General features: G+C 39.6%; 18 protein-coding genes and 1 pseudogene. 13 read left to right on the top strand and 6 right to left on the bottom strand.

The features are described 5' to 3' along the window. Both J2X69_RS01175 and J2X69_RS01180 read left to right on the top strand, forming a co-directional pair. The gene (locus J2X69_RS01175) at positions 1 to 849 is read left to right on the top strand and encodes a helix-turn-helix domain-containing protein (RefSeq protein WP_310097136.1); all 849 of its coding nucleotides are present in this window, start codon (positions 1 to 3) and stop codon (positions 847 to 849) included. Between the two features lie 85 nt (positions 850 to 934). Next, complete coding sequence (locus J2X69_RS01180) at positions 935 to 2,056, top strand: epoxide hydrolase (RefSeq protein WP_310097139.1); 1,122 nt, start codon at positions 935 to 937, stop codon at positions 2,054 to 2,056. A gap of 178 nt (positions 2,057 to 2,234) precedes the next feature. Here the strand turns inward: J2X69_RS01180 and J2X69_RS01185 are convergent, their stop codons facing one another. After that, complete coding sequence (locus J2X69_RS01185) at positions 2,235 to 2,624, bottom strand: RidA family protein (RefSeq protein ID WP_310097142.1); 390 nt, start codon at positions 2,622 to 2,624, stop codon at positions 2,235 to 2,237. A gap of 98 nt (positions 2,625 to 2,722) precedes the next feature. Continuing rightward, positions 2,723 to 3,286 (bottom strand): Crp/Fnr family transcriptional regulator, encoded by a 564-nt coding sequence (locus J2X69_RS01190; protein ID WP_310097145.1) that lies wholly within the window; start codon positions 3,284 to 3,286, stop codon positions 2,723 to 2,725. 502 nt (positions 3,287 to 3,788) lie between these two features. Between J2X69_RS01190 and J2X69_RS01195 the strand changes: the two genes are divergently transcribed. The 4 genes from J2X69_RS01195 (at position 3,789) to J2X69_RS01210 (ending at position 8,435) form a co-directional block, all read left to right on the top strand. After that, on the top strand, positions 3,789 to 4,544 hold the full coding sequence (locus J2X69_RS01195) for an SDR family oxidoreductase (protein ID WP_310097148.1): 756 nt from the start codon (positions 3,789 to 3,791) through the stop codon (positions 4,542 to 4,544). Between the two features lie 83 nt (positions 4,545 to 4,627). Then, positions 4,628 to 5,212: a TetR/AcrR family transcriptional regulator gene (locus tag J2X69_RS01200; RefSeq protein ID WP_310097151.1), complete on the top strand. Its 585-nt coding sequence runs from the start codon at positions 4,628 to 4,630 to the stop codon at positions 5,210 to 5,212. Between the two features lie 158 nt (positions 5,213 to 5,370). Then, positions 5,371 to 5,952, top strand: a complete 582-nt coding sequence (locus J2X69_RS01205; protein WP_310097154.1) for a Crp/Fnr family transcriptional regulator — start codon at positions 5,371 to 5,373, stop codon at positions 5,950 to 5,952. A gap of 332 nt (positions 5,953 to 6,284) precedes the next feature. Further along, positions 6,285 to 8,435, top strand: a complete 2,151-nt coding sequence (locus J2X69_RS01210) for a sigma 54-interacting transcriptional regulator (RefSeq protein WP_310097158.1) — start codon at positions 6,285 to 6,287, stop codon at positions 8,433 to 8,435. A 91-nt stretch (positions 8,436 to 8,526) separates the two neighbouring features. Here the strand turns inward: J2X69_RS01210 and J2X69_RS01215 are convergent, their stop codons facing one another. Genes J2X69_RS01215 through J2X69_RS01230 form a run of 4 tightly spaced genes read right to left on the bottom strand, consistent with a single transcriptional unit; the run spans position 8,527 to position 13,581 of the window. Then, positions 8,527 to 10,515 (bottom strand): sigma 54-interacting transcriptional regulator, encoded by a 1,989-nt coding sequence (locus J2X69_RS01215; protein ID WP_310097163.1) that lies wholly within the window; start codon positions 10,513 to 10,515, stop codon positions 8,527 to 8,529. Then, complete coding sequence (locus J2X69_RS01220; protein ID WP_310097166.1) at positions 10,505 to 12,865, bottom strand: histidine kinase dimerization/phosphoacceptor domain -containing protein; 2,361 nt, start codon at positions 12,863 to 12,865, stop codon at positions 10,505 to 10,507. Before J2X69_RS01220 ends, J2X69_RS01215 begins: the two co-directional genes overlap by 11 nt. Further along, positions 12,862 to 13,239 (bottom strand): hypothetical protein, encoded by a 378-nt coding sequence (locus J2X69_RS01225; protein ID WP_310097170.1) that lies wholly within the window; start codon positions 13,237 to 13,239, stop codon positions 12,862 to 12,864. Before J2X69_RS01225 ends, J2X69_RS01220 begins: the two co-directional genes overlap by 4 nt. Before the next feature lie 18 nt (positions 13,240 to 13,257). Next, positions 13,258 to 13,581 carry a hypothetical protein gene (locus J2X69_RS01230; protein WP_310097173.1) on the bottom strand — a complete coding sequence of 108 codons (324 nt, stop codon included), beginning with the start codon at positions 13,579 to 13,581 and terminating at the stop codon, positions 13,258 to 13,260. 581 nt (positions 13,582 to 14,162) lie between these two features. On the opposite strand from J2X69_RS01230, the gene J2X69_RS01235 reads away from it, so the two are divergent. From J2X69_RS01235 to J2X69_RS24810, 7 genes and pseudogenes are all read left to right on the top strand, one after another. Then, positions 14,163 to 14,612 carry a cupin domain-containing protein gene (locus J2X69_RS01235; protein WP_310097176.1) on the top strand — a complete coding sequence of 150 codons (450 nt, stop codon included), beginning with the start codon at positions 14,163 to 14,165 and terminating at the stop codon, positions 14,610 to 14,612. Positions 14,613 to 15,191: 579 nt separating this feature from the next. Beyond that, positions 15,192 to 17,321, top strand: a complete 2,130-nt coding sequence (locus J2X69_RS01240; protein ID WP_310097179.1) for a sigma 54-interacting transcriptional regulator — start codon at positions 15,192 to 15,194, stop codon at positions 17,319 to 17,321. A gap of 622 nt (positions 17,322 to 17,943) precedes the next feature. Continuing rightward, positions 17,944 to 18,624 (top strand): hypothetical protein, encoded by a 681-nt coding sequence (locus tag J2X69_RS01245; protein ID WP_310097183.1) that lies wholly within the window; start codon positions 17,944 to 17,946, stop codon positions 18,622 to 18,624. Positions 18,625 to 18,856: 232 nt separating this feature from the next. After that, positions 18,857 to 19,801: a bestrophin family ion channel gene (locus J2X69_RS01250; protein WP_310097187.1), complete on the top strand. Its 945-nt coding sequence runs from the start codon at positions 18,857 to 18,859 to the stop codon at positions 19,799 to 19,801. 870 nt (positions 19,802 to 20,671) lie between these two features. After that, positions 20,672 to 21,613 (top strand): NADP-dependent oxidoreductase, encoded by a 942-nt coding sequence (locus tag J2X69_RS01255; protein ID WP_310097190.1) that lies wholly within the window; start codon positions 20,672 to 20,674, stop codon positions 21,611 to 21,613. A gap of 194 nt (positions 21,614 to 21,807) precedes the next feature. Beyond that, complete coding sequence (locus J2X69_RS01260; protein ID WP_310097193.1) at positions 21,808 to 22,101, top strand: putative quinol monooxygenase; 294 nt, start codon at positions 21,808 to 21,810, stop codon at positions 22,099 to 22,101. A 49-nt stretch (positions 22,102 to 22,150) separates the two neighbouring features. Then, positions 22,151 to 22,333 (top strand): annotated as a pseudogene (locus tag J2X69_RS24810) (RpiB/LacA/LacB family sugar-phosphate isomerase); the annotation flags it as partial. Positions 22,334 to 22,383 lie beyond the last annotated feature (50 nt).

A 22,383-nucleotide genomic window follows, 5' to 3' on the forward strand; every position in this document is an offset into this window, starting at 1 on the left:
ATGCACATTCAGCACTATACACCCGGATATCCGCTAGCTAACTTTATACAGCACATGGTGTATGTGAGTGGTTCCTTACCTATTCCATACATCAAGGAATTGCCTGAAGGCGGGATTAATCTGGTCATTGAGCTGAATGAGCACACCAAAAATTCAGTTCTTCTTTCCGAACAATCCACGGGCAATATAGAGATGAAGCATGCGTGGATTTCGGGTATACAGAAGCAGGCTGTACTTTACCGAAACAATCCGGATTCTACCATCATCAGTATACGGTTTACTCCCGGAGGCTTTTTTTCATTGACCAAAATCCCAATTACCGCTATAGCTCATGTAGGAATAGAAGCAGAAGCCATCTTGGGAAATTCATTTAGGCAGTGCTATCAGCAGGTGCTCAATACTGTACGGATAGAGGATAAATTCCAGGTTCTCGAAAATTACTTTCTTCACTATACTGCCCACGAAAGTATGGAGCAGGAGGTGGTGAAATTTATGCATGAAAATATAGACAAACCCATTGATTGGTTAATCTTCAAAACCGGCTATTCCCAAAAACACGTCATTCACATGCTTAAAAAGCACACCGGCTTTACCCCTAAACTATTGCAGCGTATCAACCGGTTTCGCCTTGTGGTGAATGAGCTGCAAAGACATAAAGAACATGTGGATTGGTTTTCTATTGTCCAGCGCTACGGTTACCATGATCAAGCCCACCTTATTCGGGACTTTACGGATTTTGCGGGAATCAGACCTATGGAGTACGTCGCCTCTCAATTGTCAAACGAAAAGAATATTTTGGTTCCTGATATGATTTTGCAATTGCCTGACTCCAAAATAAAAGGACAATAATTCAGTGTGTCTAGAGGTAAATTTTTTACAATGAAGGGGGAGGGGGCCTAGCTATTTTTGTACTGTACCATAAAAAAACACAGCTATGAAACCATTTAAAATTGACGTACCGCAAGAAGTATTGAAGGATTTATCCTCAAGATTAGGACAGACCAGATGGACTGATGAACCGGAAGGAGCGGGGTGGAATTTTGGAACAAACCCTGACTATTTGCGTGAGCTGATAACTTACTGGCAAACACAGTACGACTGGAGAATTCATGAGGCAGAGATCAATAAATACCCACAGTACAAAACTGAAATTGATGGAATTGCCATTCATTTTATTTATGTAAAAGGCAAAGGGGAAAACAATCTGCCTCTTATTCTGAGTCATGGCTGGCCTGATTCCTTTTACAGGTTTCTAAAGATAATTCCAACACTTACCGGCCCGACAGAGAGTGGAGCTTCATTTGATCTGATTATTCCTTCCATACCCGGGTTTGGCTTTTCCCAACAGACAGCTGTCAACAGTGATCGGACAGCAGAGATATTCAATAAATTGATGACCGAAACGCTAGGCTACTCCTCTTACTTTGCCGCGGGAGGGGATATGGGCACGCTTATTACCAAGTCTATGGCAGTTCAGTTTCCCCAACATGTAAAAGCAATTCACTTAACCGATGTGGGATATCCCAACGGAAGTGAAGACTGGAGCACTATGACGCCTGCCGAACAGCAGTTTGGACAGGAAATCCAACAATGGTTTTTCACCGAGGGGGCATTCAATATGGTCCAATCCACCAAACCGCAAACTTTGGGATATGGCCTCAACGACAGCCCCGTGGGATTGGCTTCCTGGATTATAGAGAAGTTTTATGCTTGGAGTGATAATGGAGGAGATCTTGAATCTTGCTTCTCCAAAGACGAGTTGATTACGAATATCATGATTTACTGGGTAAGTCAATCGATCAATTCTTCTATTAGAACTTATGCAGAGAATGCCAGAGCCGCTTACATGGGTGGTCTGAAATCATCTGCGCGGGTTGAAGCACCCACGGGAGTTTCTTTATTCCCAAAAGAAGCGCAGTTTCCAAAGGAATGGGCTGATAGGATGGCAAACATCTCAAGCTTTTCCAAGCTTGGGAAAGGAGGCCATTTCGCAGCCATGGAAGTACCGGATGTTTATGGAGGTGAGATAAAAGATTTCTTTTTTTCTTTCCAATAGGTAATTTATTCTATTGTAAACTAGTTGTTTATAGTATAATATGAGAACCTTTGGTTTAAACCAAAGGTTCTTAAGGTTGAAACTAACAAAGAATTAAACTGGCTTGGTCGTTTGCTTTTTGCAGGACTTTTTGACGGAGAACATAAATTTGAACTTATCAATTCGCTATTACTACGGCTTATTTTACAACAGTTGCTTCCAGTTCCACGCTGAGGGTTTCAAATAGGCTGACTACCTCCAAGAATGTCAGTGCTTGCTTCATGTCGTGTTTGGCTACCCACTCCTGTAAAATATTAAAATGTGGCCAAAGCTCTTCCGTCGATGTCGTGTATATGTTCAGACGGACGATATTTTTACATTCATAGCCAGCCTCGTTAATCACCCGTTCAAGGTTTTTAATTGCCAGTTCCAACTGGGTTTTCATATCAGCAGTGCTGGATATTCCTTCGTCATTAATGGCCGTCTGGCCGGAAACATACAGTGTGCCTTCCACATTTTTTACTTCGACAGCCTGAACATAGCTTCGTGCATCTTGCCACTTCCAGGGATTAATTACTTTCTTTTCCATCTGAATTGTATTAGTTTGGTTTTGATCAGCAAATTTATTGCGACTTGATCTCTGCCTCCCGTGACATACATCACTTTCTGACTTTTACGCAAAATAGCTCAAGAAGAAAGTCTGCTGAGTGTTTCGCGGGAAACACCAAGATAAGCTGCCAGCAGTGTTTTGGGAACCCGTTGTATCAAGGAAGGGTAGCGCTTCAGCAATCCCTCATATCGTTCTTTTGCATCTGAACTTAGCAGAGACAAGATCCGCTGTTGCGAGGCTATATGTCCTGAGGTGGCTTTTTGAAGAAAAAAATGCTCCATGAGGGGATATGCTGAGCATAAGTTATGGTAATTTTCCAGGCTGATGCAAAGTATGTCGGAGTCTTCCAGACATTGAAGGGACATCTTGGCTTTGGTCTTTGTGTAAAATGCTAAGTAGTCGGTTTCCCACCAATCTTCCATAGCAAAGGAGAGAATGTGCTCTTTTCCCGATTCATCCGTGCTAATTAGTTTTAAAAGCCCGGAAATAACAAAATAGGTGTAGGGTACATTCGTCCCTTGGCGAATCAGAAATTCTCCCTTTTTGAATTTTTGCAGAAAAAAATAGGAGGAAATGGATGAAAATTCATCATCTGTCAAGGTGATAATCTCCTCTATGTGTCTTTTGAGTTCTTGAATCATCCGGCTAGCTGTTTTTTAAATGTAGGATTGTTCAAAATTTTATTTGTGTATTCGCTTTTCTACAAGTAACGGAAGAAAGGTGTCATAATATTCGGAAAACACTAGCGGAGCGGCTAATTTGGCCTGGCCGCCGTGGCGGGGCACCCGTCTTCGGTCTTCCGTCCAGTAAAACAAGGGGAGTATGGCTACTTGCATCGTTGCGGATAATCACAAAATTTTATATGTGTATCCGCTTATCTGCATGTATGTACTTCGAATTGATGCTGGAGGTTCAAATTTGGCGATTCCCTCCGTCGCGGCGAAGGGCTAGGGGCATTTTTTCAAGGCCTGAGGAATATATAATCATTCAGGTATATGCATCATGCGTGTACGCATAAAATTTATTGGAGGAAGTGTAGTGCGAATGTTCCTCAGAAATCCGAACATTTATTTGGAACATTCGTTCCGTTAATTATATCTTTGCGGAACATTCATTCCGTTATAAATTTTAAATAAGTAAAACATGAGTAAACTAAAAAACAAAGTCGCAGTAATTACAGGTGGAAATTCGGGAATTGGTTATGCTACTGCCGTAGAATTTATTGCACAAGGGGCCAAAGTGGTGATTACAGGCCGTAATCAAAAAACTATTGATGAAGCGGTAGAAAAATTAGGCAGCGATGCAATAGGAATACGTGCAGATGTTACAAGTCTTGTCGATACTGAGAATTTGGCGGCACAGGTCAGGTCAATTTACGGCAAAGTCGATCTGTTGATTGTCAATGCAGGGGTGGCTCTGCAAGAACCTGTAGGTCAGCTTACCGAAGAGACGTTCGATACGATTTCGGACATAAACTTCAAAGGTGCGGTATTTACAACCGAGAAGTTTATTCCGATTCTTAATGACGGAGCCTCCATCATTCATGTGACTTCTGTCAGTGCTTATAGCTATGCCACAGGAACCAGTGTTTATTCCGCAAGTAAAGCAGCGCTGACTGCTTACAGCAAATCTGCAGCAGTAGAGTTGGCCGGCAGAAAAATCAGGGTAAACACAGTAGCACCTGCCATGACGGAAACGGATATGATTTACAGAGGCGAATTGGGAAGCGAGGAAGTTCACAACTTCCTGAAAGAAAAAATTATGCCCTTCAAACGGTTTGGTAAGCCTGAAGAAGTAGCCAAGCTTATTGCATTCCTTTCTTCAGATGATGCTTCGTTTATTTCAGGTGTCGAACACGCCATTGATAGTGGTGCTTCTGTCAACGCTGTTCGGATATAAAAAATTTGTCTATAAACGGAACATTCGTTCCTGAATTCAGTATCTTTGTAGGGAAGTTCGCTTCTCTACAAAGATCTTATTTTATGGCCAGGACAAAAGTATTTGATGAGCAGGAGGTATTGGACAGAGCAATGAAGTTGTTCTGGGAAAAAGGCTACAATGCCACTTCAGCGCAGGATTTGGTGGACAGTTTGGGTATTAGCCGTTCCAGTTTATACGACACTTTTGGTGATAAACATTCTCTTTTTGTAAAAGCTTTACAGCAATATCGCAAAGAGAGAGTTGATCCTGTCATCAGTTCGCATAACGTAGTAGAAGATGTAGAGGCCTATATCAGGTTATTTTTTGAATCAGTCAAAGATGAAGCGATCGGCTATAACAGTTCTAAGGGATGTTTTGTGGTAAATTCGGCCGTTGAATTAGCTCCCGTTGATTCAGAAATTGCAGCCATCTCCAATTCTATTATGCGTGATACTGAGGAGGCTTTGTGTAGCGTCATTAAAAATGGTCAGGATAAAGGTGTTTTTACGACTAAATATCCTGCCCGCTCGCTGGCAAGATTTGTTTTTAATTCATTGAACGGACTGCGGGTCACGGTAAAGTTTGATGCTGATAAAGAAATGTTTGAGGATATTGTCAATGTTTGTATGTCGGCATTGCGGGTTTAACTCTTGAAATATAGTTCTGCATGACTTCTAATTTTCACTCCTTTATTTGCCTCATAGTGATATAGAATCCCCCTAGACTGATCCACTTTAACCTGTAAGAATTCTCCTTTATCGTCTATAAAAACTATTATTATCTCGAATTAGCTCATTTTATTCACATGAAGTCGCTACATAATTATTTTAATAGATATATTTCCACTTTAATATCAGATCGTGAATTTGAATTTATCCTTAGTCATTTTACTTACAGAAAATTAAAAAGGAGACAACATTTGCTGGTGCAGGGAGAGATTTTTAAGGATATGTCCTTTATTGTGAAAGGTGCTATGCGTAAATATTTTATAGATGAAAAAGGTGTGGATCATGTCGTTGATTTATATATAGAAAATTGGTGGGCAGGTGATCGGGAAAGTTTCGTTACGTCTGTACCTAGTATGTACAATATAGAGGCCTGGGAAGACTGTGAACTGCTTCTTATTTCAAGGGAAAATACATTAAAATTGTGTAGGGAATGTCCGGTTTTTAATGAGTTTATATTGAAACTTGATGAGCGAAATAGTATTGCTGCACAGAAAAGAATAACCTCGTCGATCAGTCTTACCGCGGAAAATCGCTTTGCAGACTTCGTTGAACGCCATCCATATTTTATCCAGCGATTCCCTCAGCATATCATTGCTTCTTATCTTGGGATTTCAAAAGACACGCTCAGTCGAGTTCGTAAAAAATCTCTTAATAAATAAGTTGTACTAGATTTTTAATGCACTTTTTCGTCGTTTTTTGTCGACATTTATCATCGTTTTTTCTTTTCATTTGTTGCATTTTTGTTTAAAGTAATCAGAATTGATTCTGAGAATACAAAAGCCCAAAACCTTGTTTTCTAGGAAGTTAGTTTGCTTAATATAGATCAAACTTCTCTTTAGAATAGTATTGTCTGAGAATTTCCGTCTGAGTTCACAGGGAAGCCCTGCATTGTAAGGAATTGTCGCAAAATTTTCAGTGAGTACGCTAGGTTAAACAGTGGGCTTTGAACTTCAATTATTGAGAGTTTAGTTATAAAATCCATGTTTTTTTGATGAGAAAAATGAATAATTATAATAGAGATGAATTAAATGTCAAGGGGTTATTGATCGAAGAATTGCCCTATGAAGTAGTATGGTCAGATTGCAATGGTAATGTTGTTTATGCCAACGATAAGTTTTGTGATGTGTTGGGATACAGTAAAAATGAAATAACAAAGCTTACCATCTCAGATATTAACATTACGGTAACTCCTGAAAGTTGGGCTAACCATTGGCGGGAAGTTTGTGAAAAGGGAAGTGTTAATTTTACCGCAACACATACGAAAAAGGGAGGTAATTTTTATACTGTTCAGGTTTTTGCACAGCATTTTATATACAATGATCAAGAGTTAATATGTGGGATTTGTAATGAAATATCAGAATCTAGTTTTTATAAGAACCTGATTGATAACTCAGAAGAAATAGGAAGTGTGGGAGGTTGGGAGTTAAACTTACAGGATGGAAGTATTTTTGCTACTACGTGTGCCTTAAATATTTTTAACACTGAAAATACTGATGATTTATCACCTGCCAATGTCATAGATTGGTTTGAAGATAGTGATAAACTTAAATCTTTATTTGAGCAGGTAACGAAGAATGCAACCGCATTTGATGAAATTCTTGAAACTAAGGGATTAGCCTCAAGGTATATCCGGGCAATAGCAAAACCTATTTTAAAAGGTGATAGGGTGTATAAAGTGTCAGGAATCTATCAGGATGTTACTGATATTAAGCAAAGCGAGAATGATTTATTACTTTATAAAAAAATCATTGATAATGTCCAGGATTTGATCTATGTCTATAACATCAAAGGAGAACTGTTGCACTATAGTGAATCATTGGTTTATAAACTCGGATTTAGTAAGAAGGAACTAGATCAGATGAATATGTTCGACTTGGATACCATGGTTACGGAGGAATTTTATGAAGCTCACTTTGAGAATGTTATTAAAACTGGTTCTCACCATTTTGAATGGTCTATTGAACGAAAGGACGGAACTCAGTTCCCTGTAGATATCATTTCTAACCATCTAAGGTATAAAAATGAAGATTATATCTGTTCAGTTGTGCGGGATACTACAGACAAAAAAAATCAAGAGATACGGCTTAAATCCGCATTGGAAGAAATTAAATTATTAAAAGATCGTCTTGAAAGTGAGAATGAATATCTACAGGAGGAGCTCAGTAAAAAAAATAATTATCATAACATCATATATACTAGTGATTCATACCAAAAAGTACTTACACAAGTAGATCAAGTAGCCTCAACAGATACAACAGTTCTAATCACGGGTGAATCCGGAACCGGAAAGGAATTGTTGGCTAGTGCCATTCATAGTAATAGTAAAAGAAAGAACCGTCCCCTTATCAAAATTAATTGTGCCACCTTGCCCAAGGAACTCATTGAAAGCGAATTATTCGGTCATAAAAAGGGAGCCTTTACGGGAGCTGTTGCCAATAAAATGGGGAAGTTTACACTTGCAGATGGTGGAACAATTTTTCTTGATGAAATTGGTGAACTACCACTGGAACTTCAGCCAAAGCTGTTAAGAGTATTGCAAGAGGGCGAATATGATGAATTAGGAGGTACTAAAACATTAAAAGCTGATGTTCGGATAATCGCCGCAACAAATAGGGATTTAAAGGAAATGATGCAACAGGGGCTTTTTAGGGAGGATCTCTATTATCGTTTAAATGTGTTCCCAATCTTTAACATTCCTTTGCGGTCACGAAAGGAGGATATACCTTTACTGGCTCAGTTTTTCTTGGAAAAGTATGCTGCAAAAGCCGGAAAATACTTTAAGGGCTTATCCACCAGAACCATTGACTGTTTGATGAAATATAACTTTCCAGGTAATATTAGGGAACTGGAAAATTTGATTGAACGGGCGGTGATCGTTGAGAATGGCCCTACATTGGGACCGGGTAGCTGGATACCCGAAAAGGAAAGTACTGCTTGTTCGGATGAGTTTCAAACATTTGAAGTAAAACAAAGAGATTACATTATTGAGGTGCTTAATTACACCAATTGGCGTGTAAGTGGGCCGGACGGTGCAGCTGCGATTTTGGAAATGAAAGATAAAACCCTATTTGCTAAAATGAAAAGATTGGGCATTGAGAAGAAGATTGGTTTGAAGTCTTTAGGGAACTTTAGCAGTAATTAATAATTTGTTGATTCTGTTTTTTGTGGTTTTTGAGAAATTCACATTTTAGCTAAAGAGAAACCCGGATCTCAGATCAAGCGCTGTTACAAGGTTAACGGTTGCGGTGAATACCGAGCCTTGCCATTTTAGCCTCTAACGTAGTTGGCTTTACATCTAGCAATTCAGCTGCTCCGCCTTTTCCGCGTATGCGGAAGTTTGATATGTTTAATGCTTTCAGAATATTGTCTTTCTCAGCCTTCATATGGGGTTTTACTAGTTGTACAGAAGGGGGTTCACTTATAGCTAGGTCTGCATCATAAGAAGTCTCGTATAATAATGGTTCTACCAGTGAAATTACCGGTGAGGTAGCCATAATTGCCGCGCGCTCAAGTAAGTGTTCCAGTTCGCGTATGTTTCCCGGCCAGTGATAGTTAAGCATCTGCTGTTTCGTAGATTCAGAAATTCCGGTTAAACTTTTCCCCAGTTTCTTTGAAATCTTTTTCAGGAAATGCATGGCTAGGGGCATCAGGTCTTCATTACGTTCCCTTAAAGGAGGGAGTTTAATCGGGAATACATTAAGCCGGTAGTACAAATCAGAGCGGAAACGGCCTGCGGTAATCTCTTCTTGCAAGTTTCGGTTGGTAGCAGCAATAATCCTTACATCCAAAGAAATCGGTCCTTTACCCCCAAGACGCTCAATTTCTTTTTCCTGTAATACCCTGAGCAATTTAGCCTGAAGTTCAATTGGCAACTCACCAATTTCGTCCAGAAAAATAGTGCCTCCATGTGCTAATTCAAACTTTCCTATACGTTTTTCAATGGCTCCGGTAAAACTACCCTTTTCATGTCCGAATAATTCGCTCTCAATAAGCTGAGGAGGTAAAGCTGCGCAATTTACTTTAATCAACGTTTTGCCTTTGCGGGTAGATCTGTTATGCACAGCACGGGCAATGAGCTCCTTTCCTGTGCCTGTTTCCCCCAGGATCAGTACGGTATAATCTGTAGGAGCTACTTGGCTTATACTTTTAAACACATTCACCAATGCAGAACTTTCTCCGATCATTTCTTCAAAATTGGCTCCGGTTTTCACTTCCTCCTGCAGACACTTATTTTCCTGATCTAATTGCTCACTCAGCAGCTGAATCTGGTCAAATGCCATCAGGCGGTCTACTGTTAAGGCCAGAGAAGGCCTTAAACGTTCCAATATATAGAGGTGTTCTTTCAGGAAGGTAGAAGGCTGGCGACTGAAAAAGGAAAGGAAGAAAGTACCGTTTGTTGCTGTTTTAAGGGGTATAATCAAGTTAGACTGCATATTAAAAGTTTTGGAGATCAATTGTTTGATGGGGTTCCTCCGACAGAGTTCTTCAAACTCTTTCCCATTATAGATAGCTTCTGTAATATCAGGTATCTGTTCCTGTATTGCCTGATACTTTTCTAACGTAAGCCCAGTCATCTGAAGGAAGTTTTCTATCCAGATAGTCTGGTACTCCTCTTTTCCTATACGAAAGAAACTACAAGAACGGTAGGCATCAACTAAGTGATTTTTTTCAAAGCCTATAATGAAATAATCAAATGGAATATGCTCTTGGAAAAGACTGGTTACTTTCAGTAAGCGATCCTCCCAAGGATCATTTCCGGAGAATGCATCAGTTAAAGCAATCTGCAGCGCTTGCTCTTGCCTTACACGTACTTCAATACGATGGGCATGGCGATAATGGGCAATTTCCAGGGCAATCAGTACGTCTTTTTCACGGAAAGGCTTTACAATAAATCCATACGGTTGGGTGGTCTTAACTTCTTCTAGAATACTTGAATTTGTATTAGCCGACACATAGATAAACGGAATATTCTCTTCTGCCAGTATCCTGGCAAGGTCAATGCCTGTTTTCTCGCCCTTGAGTAGAATATCAAGTAACACCAGATCCGGCTTTAGCTGATTTTTGAGTTCTATGGCTTTAGCTACCGTAAAGGCAATGCCACTTATCCGATAGCCGGCTTTTTCGAGAATCTGCTGTAGATCATTGGCAACAGCGAACTCGTCTTCCACTATCAGGATGGTTTGCTGGGTTGGCAGTATCTGGTTTGTGGTATTAATGGGCATAACCTGCTTTATTATGAATGGGACTTAATTTCTCATCAGTAAATATCAGGGATATTTTTATCCCCTGCCTACTTTCTAAGCTTAACTCTGCGCCCAGTTGGGCACTAAAACCACGAATCAGTGTCATACCTAAAGTACGGCTTTGTGAAGGATCAAACGCTTTGGGAAAACCCACCCCGTCATCTTCAATTGTTAATTCACAGCTTGTATCAGATTTTTGCAACAGACTTATAAGTACGGAACCGGAATTTTCTCCCGGAAAAGCATACTTGAATGCATTGGTAATGGCTTCATTGATAATCAAACCTAAAGGGACAGCCATATTCACATCCAGTTCTATTTGTCCGATAAACAGTTTGAAATTAACCTTCCGGGAAAGAGTATAAGAGTCTCGAAGGTAAGCCACCAATTCTTCAATATAGGCTTTCATCGGGATACGGGCTATTCCTTCTGCCTGATACAATTTCTGATGAATGAGTGCCATAGCCTGTACCCGGTTCTGGCTATCTTGGATGGCAGACAAAGCCACTTTATCTTGCAGGGATGCTACTTGAGAATTGAGTAGGCTCATGACAATCTGCAAGTTGTTTTTCACTCTGTGGTGGATCTCTTTGAGCAATCGTTCTTTCTCTACTAATAATTGCTCTAATGCCTGGTTCTTCTGGTTAATCTGTTGCTGTTGTTGCTGAAGCGTGGCTTGCTGGGTTTGTAGTTCTCTGTGCTGAGTCTGTAATTCATTTTTCTGAGCTTCTAATAGCCTGTTGCTCTGTTGTTTTAACCGGTAACGGTTGTAGCCCAGGCCCAGCAGGAACAGCAGCATAACCCCCCCGGCAACAATTACCTGCTGCAGAAAATCTTTTTGTTTCAGCCGTGCCTGCTGAATCTCATTCTGCTGGGTCAGCAGGGCAATGTTTTGCTCCTTTTCCCTGGTTTCGTACTGGATTTGCAGATTGGCGATTTGCCTGCTTTGCTTTTCGTTGAAGATTGAATCATTAAGCGATTTGTACCGTTGGTAGTGAGCAATGGCCTCCTGGTAGCGGCCCTGGGCGGAGTCTACCCTGAACAGCAGCAAATGAATGTCCACCGCATATTGCATTGAGCCTTTCAAGGTGTTGAGGTGGAGGGCCTCGTCCAGGTAGTGGCGCGCTGTGCCATACTGCCGGGTGATGAGGTAGAAATTTCCGATCCGCCGGTAATTTTCTATTTTACGCCAATCGTTTTCACGAATCATTTTTTCAATGTCCATCATCTGCAGGTAGTATTTTTCCGCCAGCGGGTATTGCTTCAGCGCCAGGTGACACTCGGCCAGGGCAATAGCCATCTCCAAATTTGAGTCCTTGTTGGTAGGGGGGTGTTCTTTTACAATTTTTGTGAAAAAATCGAAGGCTTCCCTCGCTTTCCCCTGCTCCAGCAGGTTAGAGACCATTAGCCGGGCGATGAGCATGACCTCTACTTGGTCTTTTTCCTGCAGGCGATTGTCCAGTGCCTTGCGTAAAAAGTGCAGTCCCTTTTCCCACTGGTTGAGTTCTTCGTGTAGCAGCCCTAGCCGCCGGTAAAAGAGACTGATGCCGGCCGTATCTTTAGTGGCCCGGGCACTTTCAACACTGGCCAGGCCGTACCGGATCGCTTCCTGATAGTTGTTAAGGTAATGATTTGCCACCCCCAGCAGGTCATACGTGTAATGGAGCTTGCGGTAGCCAATCGAGCGGTACAGGGAGAGTACCTCCAGAAGTTCACTGTATCCCTGCACGTATTCCCCCTGTATGAGGTGCATATCGGCAATGCATTTGAGCAGATACGCTTCTTTCTCCCGGTTCCCAAGTTGCCGGTATTGTTTCCTCGCTTGTTTGTAGCACCGGATTCTTTCGGGTAAGCCTTCCGGCGAACGTTCATAGGCTTCTCCCAGGTAGTACCACCCTTCCGCTTCCAGGGGCAGGTTGCCCAAGTCACGGCTCAGGGCCAGGGCTTGCTTAACCAGCGAAACGCCCTGTGCAAAGTTGTCCTGATGGGAAGCGAGTATGCCCGATAAGTACCCGCTGCGGATCTGCCCCTGCTTGAAGTGCAGTGACTGGCTCAGGGCTAGGGCTTCCCGGTAATAGCGGCCGGCGCTGTCCAGATCACCCGGAATGAGATGAGACTGACTTTTATTTACTAAATCTTCCCCCAGTTGCAGCAGCCAGTTTACCCGGTTTGTGTCGGGCTTACTCTGCTGGAGCAGCGTATACACGCTGTCAGCGGCGGCCGATGATAGCCAGGGATGGAAAGTTTGAGCCCTGACCTGGAAACCGGTGAGGAAGACCAACAGAATCAGCAGGAAGGCAAACATTATCGGGTAGCGTGGAATCATCATGGCTGGTAAAAGAGGTTTGTGGCCGCCTGATGGAAGGCAATGGCCAAGTGAAAGTCTCTTAATTCCAGGTTGATAAAGCCAAGCAGGTTGAGACTTTTGGCTTCCCTCCGGTAATCGGCCAGTTTATGGCTCAAGGTCCGAGCCTGCCCGGCATAGGTGCGGGCAGAGTCCAGATCAGCTTTAAACTCACCGGGTTTGTAGCGCTGGTACTCGCCCAGCCGTAGCAAAACTTTTACCCGATTGGTATCAGGCTTGTTTTGCGCGAGCAGCTGCAAGAGACTATCCGCTTCACTTCTTGGGATTTGTTGTGAATGCAGTATATAGGGTATTAGCAGCAAACATAGATGCAAAAGTATACGCTGGCAGTAACTCATAACACGATAGTTTAGCAATCAGAAGACCAGAAGGTCAAAAAAGAAGAAACCTCCCGGAAGTTTTTTGAAGACAGAAAACTCAACAGAGTCAAATGGTCTACCTATTGCCCCCTCAGCTTTAATGATACGCAGATTATACAGTCTACTAGTTAAGATTACATCTGGCATCTGACTAATATTTGGTATAGAAATAGCAGTTGCGTGGCATCTGAATTCAGGGTAGCTGTTATTTCTTATCTCTAAAGTATCCAATATGTTGGAGAATTTTACTTGGAATCTCCAATATATTGGAGATTTTAATCCCCATTTCTTGAAAAGAGGTGGGGGAGTGGCTATGTGCATTCATTCCTGATATACCCCTAATTGATCTACATTGCGGAAAAGATTGACTAATTTCTAATTCCGGTGGGCTATTTATCAGTAATCCAACTCCTGATTAAGCAAAACAGGCATGGTTCAAGATCATTTGAAAGGATATGCATGATTAATTTAAGCAAAAAAATCTGCAAAGCATTGCCCGTACAGTTGCATTGTGATTCTTCTTTTTCTTGTGTACGGGATGATTAGTAAAGATAGAAATCTGCGATGATTTTTCCTGAATGCATTTGCTTTGTTTTCAACAGCAAATGTTTCATAGCCATGTCATAAAAAAATCCATTTCTATGGAGATTCCTCCAAAAAACTCTATAATATTGGAGTCAAGGCGATATAAAAGTGGTACATGAAAAATAGTAAATATCTCACAAAACATTAGTTTTTAGACTGTTAAAAGTATCTTTTTCGGCTATTGCAATTACCTTATTGTCTGGCACTTTTTTTAATAACCTAATCAGACATACATAATGTTGGCTTCAATAGAATCTAATTCTTGTTCTTGAACGATTAGCCCGCAGTATGCTATTAATCCACACAAAAAAAAACATATGTCTCAAGCATTTTGGTTATTTGGCACTTACCTTCGTGTTCTGGCAGATGAACATCAGACAAATTCAGCTTATGATCTGATAGAAGGGCAATTTCCGTCAAACATGGAAACTCCTTTACATTTGCACACGAAATATGCAGAACAGCTTTATGTGCTGGAAGGAGAATTTACCGTTTATTTGAACAAAGAGAAAATTACACTCGCCCCAGGCGAACATCTCTTTATCCTCCCCAATACGCCACATGTTGTAGCGGCTTCCGATAAAAAAGTAAACCGTGCCCTCACCGTTGCCTCTCCCAGTGGGTTTGCAAAGTTGATCCGTACCGTGGGAATTCCCGGTTCAGATGCCACCCAGCCACCGGATATACCCAACGACATGGGGTTGTTTATAGAACTTTCTAAGGAAACCGGTGATGTAATTTTAGGTTCGCCCGGTGCCAGACCCTAGCCTCCTTAATTAAGCCATTTTTGATTTCTCTTTACTACATCCATTGCTCCATGGGATAAATGCATACATAATACAAATGAACTTTGCCCTCCATTCAACTATACTATTGAAAGTAAAAAGTATTAATTAACGTAGAATTCCCCGTACAGTGCTAACCTCCAACAGGGTAGAGGTTGATGATATAAATCTCCATGTCCTTGGAGTCTAAGCTAACTTTTTGTAACCCGGCTCTAGGGTTTTTCAAATGAAAAACCTCTTTATAAGTGTTTTAAAACAGTTTTATCTGTTTTGGACTTCATTTTACACTATTGGTACAACACTTGAAATCGAGCATGTCGAAGACGACACACAACTTGTCCCGAACTTGCTTCGGTAGAGGGATGATTATCCGTTATGCGAGATTCTCCCGATCCGCCGCGGCGGACGGGACAGGCTATGTGACTGCTAAAAAACAATTATAAACACATGACAAAGAATGTGAGACAACCCATTTCGAAAAATGTATGCACAATAATTATCTTCTAATAAAACATCAACTACTGATGGTAAATACAAAGGTTTCAGTTTAAAATTTATACTATGGAAATATATAGAGATGTTAAGGAGTTGGTTATTGATAAATTACCGTATGAAGTAATATGGTTAGACTCCATAGGGAAAGTTGTATATGCCAATGAAATGTTTTGTAAAGTAATGGGGTATGACAAGAAGGAAACTACTCAACTTTCGATCTCAGATATTAATGTTACTGTGACCCCTGAAACCTGGAAAAATCATTGGAAGGAAGTTGCCGAAAAAGGAAGTATTAATTTTCCGGCTACACATAAAACTAAAAGTGGTACATTTTATAATGTAGAAGTTTGTGCTCAGTATTTCATGTATAATGGAATGAATTTTATATGTGGGATTTTCAAGGAAACATCTGAGTCTAATTTCTTTAAACACGTAATTGATCATACAAAAGTGATAGGAAGTGTTGGAGGGTGGGAATTTAACTTACAAGATGGATCCATTTTTAGTACTGATTGTGCATTGAAAATTTTCAATACCACGAATAAGGAGGACTTAACTCCTTCTAAAATCATACATAGATTTCAAGATTGCTATAGGCTCGAATCCTTACTTGTACAGCTAATTAAGAAAGCAATTCCTTTTGATGAGATACTTGCTACCAAGGATTCACCACCCAGATATATCAGAGCTATAGGAAAACCTATTTTGAAGGGGAATGAAGTTTATAAAGTATCCGGAATTTATCAGGATGTTACTGAATTGAAACAAAAGGACAATGATCTAACACTCTATAAAACTATCATTGATAATGCACAGGATTTGATTTATGTATATAATGACAAAGCGGACTTGTTGCATTACAGTGAATCATTGATAGATAAATTGGGATTTACCAAACAGGAGCTGGATCGGCTTAATATGTTTGAGATAGATCCCTCTCTTACAACGGGATTTTGGGAAGGACATTTCAGGGAGCTTAGAGAAAAAGGCTCACACAGATTGGAATGGATAATTACCAGAAAAGACGGAACGAAGTTTCCCGCTGATATAACAGCCAGTCATTTAAAATATTATGGTGAAGACTATAGCTGTGCAGTTGTAAGAGATATTACAGCAAGAAAAACACGTGATTTGGAATTATATGAAGCATTAGAAGAGATCAAATCGTTAAAAGAGCGTCTCGAAAATGAGAATGAATATTTACAGGAAGAGATAAGTAAAAATTTTAATTTTAACAACATTTTATATAGTAGTGATTCCTATAAAAAAGTACTAACGCAGGTAGATCAGGTATCCTCTACTGATACAACGGTACTTATTACGGGCGAGTCCGGAACCGGAAAGGAATTACTGGCAAGCGCTATACATAGCAATAGTAAAAGAAAAACCCGTCCTCTAATTAAAATCAACTGCGCTACTTTACCGAAGGAACTCATAGAAAGTGAGTTGTTTGGGCATAAAAAGGGTGCCTTTACCGGGGCTGTCGCCAATAAAATGGGAAAGTTTGCCCTTGCGGATGGTGGAACAATTTTTCTTGATGAAATAGGGGAATTACCTCTGGAGCTTCAGCCTAAGCTATTAAGAGTTTTACAGGAAGGTGAATTCGATGAACTGGGAGGGACAAAAACAATTAAGGTTGATGTCCGGATTATTGCTGCAACAAACCGGGATCTGAAGGAAATGATGCGGGAGGGTCTTTTTAGAGAGGATCTTTATTACCGCTTGAATGTTTTTCCAATATATAATATCCCTCTCCGGGCCAGAAAAGATGATATACCTTTATTGGCTCAATTTTTCTTGGAAAAATATTCTACAAAAGCTGGAAAATCCTTTAAGCGGTTAGCTACAAAAACGATTGAATATTTAATGAATTATGATTTTCCGGGGAATATCAGGGAACTGGAAAATTTGATCGAGCGTGCGGTAATAGTGGAGAACGGCACAACTTTGGGTCCTGGGAGCTGGATCCCTAAAAATGAAATTTCAGCTTTTAAAAATGATTTTCAGCCTTTTGAGATTAAACAAAAGGAATATATCATTGAAGTGCTCGAACATACAAATTGGCGCATAAGCGGCCCTAATGGAGCTGCTGCAATTTTGCAGATGAAGGACAAAACCCTTTTTGCTAAAATGAAAAGATTGGGTATTGAGAAGCAAGTTAGTCTGAAGTCTTTAAGCAATCATAGAAGTAATTAGGAGGCACTAGTTAAATCTTCTTTTTTCATCCATTTGGAAATCCATCGTTATGAGCGAATATGCCGGCGGAACTTTTCCTTACATTATACGAAATCTGCCTTCAATAATCTGAATGTTTAGCAAATTTGCAAAGGAAAACCTATAAGTCACACTGGACAACAAGTGGTGTGAACTTAAGTAATTACCTCTATTACGGTGTTTACGGTTTTCTGGTTTTCGATTTTATATTATTCTTTTTTTTTTTTTTTTTTTTTAGTCTAAAAATTATTAGTTGTATATAGTCAAAAAATCAATTATAACTACTAATATAATTTCTTAAATGATAGAAATATCCTAAATAGTAGAATTTATTAAGTAATAAAACTATACTTAAAACACTGGTAATCAATCAATAATGTTTATGGCATAGCGATTGTAAATTGTGTTTTTCAAATAGGCTAATATGAGTATATATTAATACTCTTGTTTCCTAATGGTTTGATTGCTAAAGGTGGTAGATGTTATGTTGTATATGTGACAAACAATTATTCCAATACTTAGCAAATCATAATAACAGAAAAATTAAAAATTACTTAATCTTTAACCTAGGTTTTTAGCTAATTACCTAAAAATAAATATAAATATGCTTAATAAACTGTTTTCAATTCGCCCGGCTATGAGATGGCTGTTGTTTGCTGTTAAATCTATAACACTGCTTTGGATGCATTCCACCGCGATTGCACAGGATCGCGAAATCCCGGTCGAAGTGTTTGCAGGAAATCGTGCCTTTGCCCACCAGATGTATATGACTAAGTATATGGATTCAACCAGCCGATTTGGTTATTTCGGATATCTTAGATATGAAGCTCCATACTCCGATCGGCTGAAAAGTAGCTTTCTCGGCCAGTCATTATTTTTTTATGATGTAGCCGAGGGGGTTAGTGCAGGAGGGGGTGGTTACATAACAAATGCTGGGTTTGTACCTCAACTTGCGATAGCTTATGGCCGCGAAATCAGAGATCTTTACTTTTTGGTTTTTGGCTCGTTTGAGCCTATTAAATCGCCTAATAGCGAAATCTGGATGCTCCTCACTTACAGTCCACCATTGAATGAGAGTGGAAGCTGGAGATTATTTACCCAATTAATGGGTTCTTATAATTTTAACTACAAAAACAATCTCAAATACAATTTTGCCAATCAATACCTACGACTAGGCCTAAGTTATAATGATTGGCAATTCGGTTTGGCTACAGATTTGATCCAGGAAAATGCCGTTGGATTGCTGCCCACAAACACAGGTTTGTTTTTAAGACGATTGCTGTGATTAGGATTCATTTTCCAAATTTAAGGAAGCACATAAAGGAAAATTGGATAATTATCCTTAGTAAATTTGTACCACTGTATTTTTGTATAAAAGCACAAAACTGATTGTTCGGTCTGCTTATTCAATAGAAAAGAATGATTTTAATATATTCACTCACCGTCAATCCTGAATGTAACTTATGTATGTAAAACGATATTTGTCTCCCCTCATAGTTTACTATTACTCATGGCGAATGGTTTTATTTTCATTTTTTACGAGTTTTATAGCTATTTTTGCCTATTCATATTTAAGTTGGAAATGGGTTGCAATTCCTTGGCTTCCAGTGTCCTTGGTAGGAACGGCTACAGCTTTTTTTGTTGGTTTTAAAAACAATCAATCCTATGACCGGAGTTGGGAAGCGCGTAAGATATGGGGTAGCATAACCAATCATAGCAGATCATTTGGAGCAGCGCTGAAGGCTTATCACTTTAAGAACGATCTAGTAGGCAATGATTTGGATGAAAATGTACGGATTATCATTTACAGGCATATTGCCTGGCTGTATGCTTTGAAAAATGCCATGTGGCAGCGCACAAGCTGGGAACATAAAGATCGTGCGAGCAAAAGGCAGCGCGACACTCTGCAAAGTTCGCAACCCCCATGCCAGGTTGATATCGAAAAGTATCTTGCTGCTGAGGAGCATATTGCTCTGAAAGGTAAGAAAAATCTATCTACACAAATTTTAGATAAACAGTCTCAGCATCTTGCCAGGTTGCGACAGGCGGGTAAGCTGGATACTTTCCAGCATATTGCCTTACAAAACTTAATTAGCAATCTATATGACGAACAAGGAAAGAGTGAGCGAATTAAAAACACGCCTTTTCCGCGCCAGTATGCGACCACTTCAAACCTGTTCATTATCGTCTTCATGACATTACTGCCTTTTGGATTGCTACCACAGTTCGTCGAGCTTGGAGAGCAGTACATGTTGTTGATGATTCCTTTGAATATGATCGTTTCTTGGGTTTTTATGTTCATGGAATACGTAGGTGACATTAGCGAAAATCCTTTTGAAGGACTGCTAAACGACATACCCGTCGGAACCATAGTCCGTAACATTGAAATTGATTTAATTGACATGCTAGATGATGAGCAGGTTCCGGAAAAAATTCAGCCATTTTTTGGTGCACTGTTCTGAAAATTAATTACACCCCCTCCCTAATTTTCACTTCATCTTCACGGTAAGCTTAATGAGGTGCTGAGTGTTTCAGGTCTCATTGCAAACAAAATCCACATCAAAACCAATGTTTGTTTTACTGAGGATACTGTATAAAATGAATAGGGAGGAAATAGAACTTCTTAAATATGAGAAATTTATTATATGATAGAATTTATTCATTGTAAAATATGTGGTATACAATTGGTTATCAGTAATTTAAATAAATGGCACTATTATCGTAAGGATGGTTGTAGATAATATTATATGAATGTCTTATTGAGATAAAAGGAATAGTTTAGTTGGTGTATAGTTTGAGTTTTCTCATTAGTCAATCTCATTAAGAACTTGTAAGTCCTTACAATCCTAGTATATGAGTTTTCATTAATATTTAAGTAGGTTGATCTATTATCTTGAATTTACACATTTAAATATACACTCCAGTATCATTGTGTAATTTCGTCTATGTTAAACTAAATAATTGATCAAAACTGTAAAACGATGAAGCATAACCCGAAGTCTTCACTTTATAGTCAACTTTGCGTGGAACTGAGTGTTGTTGTGCTATTAAATCATCAATTATGAAAGAATCAAACATTGTTATAAAAGCTATTTTCTTTACTGTAAAAAATCAATTATAATCACATGAAATCGAGCATGTCGAAAACGACACATACTGGGATGATTATCCCATATGCGAGATTCCATATGGCCTTTAAAAACAAATTATAATCATATGAAATCGAGCATGTTGAAGGCGACACACAACTTGTCCCGAACTTGCTTCGGGAGAGGGATGATTATCCTACATGCGAGATTCCATGTGACAATAGAAAATCAAAATACAAACACATGAAAACAATTATTGTAGAACAGCCTGGAGATGTAAATCAACTGATTTACTCTGAGGCTGAAAAGTCGACAGCTTCTTCCGATGAAGTATTGATCAAAGTAAAATCGCTTAGTATTAATCCGGTAGATATAAAAACACATAATGGTAATGGCGTGTATGGGCGAATAAAAACAGAAAGTCCCCTGATCCTTGGGTGGGACATTGCAGGTGTGGTAGAAAATGTAGGCGCAGAAGTATCCAAATTTAAGATAGGTGACGAAGTTTTTGGAATGGTGAATTTTCCCGGTCACGGTAAAGCGTATGCCGAATATGTAGTGGCACCCGAAAACCAATTGGCTCTTAAACCGGAAAATGTCTCATTTGAAGAAGCAGCTGCAAGTACCTTAGCTGCATTAACCGCTTGGCAAGCAATGGTTAAAAATGCGAAAGTAAAAGGCGGACAAAAAGTATTGGTACATGCAGCTGCCGGTGGGGTAGGCCATTTTGCTGTACAGATTGGAAAATACCTAGGCGCAGAAGTTACCGGAACTTCATCAGCAAAGAACAGGGATTTTGTTTTGAGTTTGGGTGCAGATTCACATTTAGATTACCGTAACTATGATTGGGAAAACCATCCGGAGGAGTTCGATTTTGTATTGGATACTATTGGAGGGGATAACATCGATCATTCTATTTTGGTTACTAAAAAAGGAGGAAGCGTTATCAGTATCCCAACCACCTTAAACGAGGCAGTTGGCGAAAAAGCCAAGGCGAAAGGTGTAAATGGCTATTTCTTCCTTGTACAATCTGATGGTGAGGATATGAAACAAATTGCCTTATTATTGGAAAAAGGCCATATAAAAGCATCAGTAGAGCAGGTATTTCCATTCTCCCAGATGAAACGGGCTCATTTGCAGCTAGAAACAGGCAGAACAGTAGGGAAAATAGTAGTGAATATGTAGTTGGAATTGGGCTAAACTATTGTACCACTTTTCGCTTGTATTAATGTAAAAGTAGATAGTGCAAGCCAGGTTGTTGGCGATGAACCTCAGTTGGGAGAGTTCTTCGCCTACAGCGCTTTTCAACTTACTGGTGTTACCATTAAAGATGGTCGAAATGATTTTTTCAATTATTAACAAAATTAAATCCAAGTAATATGATAACTATAACAGCATTCCTTCGAGTAAAAAAAAATAGTGCAGATCTTGAAAAATTAAATAGTCTTTTTATCCGACTTATAGAAGAAACCAGAAAAGAGCCGGGGTGTCAAAAATATGATCTACATGAAGTTACTGACCAGCCCGGACTTTTTATTATGATGGAAGAATGGTCGTCAGAAGTCGCACTTGAAAACCATAATACTTCTAAGCACTTTAAAAATTTTGTAGCTTCTGCCGAATCTTACTTTACGGCTCCCATTGAGGAATTTCAGACCAAGAGAATAATTTGAGAATCGTTTTATTTAGATTTAAAGGGGTTCTTGCCGCTTTAATCACGAAACCTTTTCTGCACATCAGGGAGTTGAACATGATGATATGGACATACTGTGCTTGGGCATCCGTGTGCTTGGGAGTAAACTGATTTTCGAAATTTCCACGACATTTTTGAACGCTCACTTTGAAGAAGAGGAACGATTTCTAAGAAGGCCGAATAAGATATTAGCCCTGGGGAAGAATTTTTGAAAACTATAAACATAATATTTTTTTTCGACTCATCCTCGTCACCAATTTGG

It is taken from the genome of Algoriphagus sp. 4150 (assembly GCF_031457395.1).
Lineage (GTDB): Bacteria > Bacteroidota > Bacteroidia > Cytophagales > Cyclobacteriaceae > Algoriphagus.